Here is a 706-nt window from a genome sequence, read left to right as displayed (position 1 = left end):
TGCTGGCAGCTTACCTAAACCTTCCTGGCTCGCTCAGCCTGAGACGCTCTGGTCACCCTGGAAATTACAGGGCGATGAATTAGCTGACGGCAAAAAAGATGCCCTGCGTTTATCTCTGGCGGATCAACTCCAGGCAGGCGTTGATATTGTCAGCGATGGCGAACAAACGCGTCAGCATTTTGTCACGACCTTTATTGAGCATCTGAGCGGCGTCGATTTTGAAAAGCGCGAGATTGTTAAAATTCGCGATCGCTATGATGCCAGCGTCCCGACCGTCGTTGGCGAAGTGAGCCGCCAGAAGCCTGTCTTTGTTGATGATGCTAAATTCTTACGCCAGCAAACCAGTCAGCCGATTAAATGGGCGTTGCCTGGCCCAATGACGATGATCGACACGCTTTATGACAGCCACTATAAAAGCCGTGAAAAACTCGCATGGGAGTTCGCCAAAATCCTCAATCAGGAAGCCAAAGAACTTGAGGCGGCTGGCGTAGATATTATCCAGTTCGATGAGCCTGCGTTTAATGTCTTCTTTGACGAGGTGAATGACTGGGGTATCGCTACCCTCGAAAGAGCGATTGAAGGGCTGAAATGCGAAACTGCTGTCCATATTTGTTACGGTTACGGCATCAAAGCCAATACAGACTGGAAAAAGACGCTGGGTTCAGAATGGCGACAGTACGAAGAAATTTTCCCGAAACTGCAAAAA

At 49.3% G+C, this 706-nt stretch carries 1 protein-coding gene; it reads left to right on the top strand.

The features are described from left to right. Positions 1-706, top strand: a 706-nt coding sequence (locus B3797_RS00770) for a methionine synthase (protein WP_311790101.1), incomplete at both ends; no start/stop codon positions are given.

The sequence above is a fragment of the Pantoea sp. UBA5923 genome (assembly GCF_002431095.1).
Taxonomy (GTDB): domain Bacteria; phylum Pseudomonadota; class Gammaproteobacteria; order Enterobacterales; family Enterobacteriaceae; genus Pantoea; species Pantoea piersonii.
This window is presented reverse-complemented; position numbering and strand designations above follow the sequence as displayed.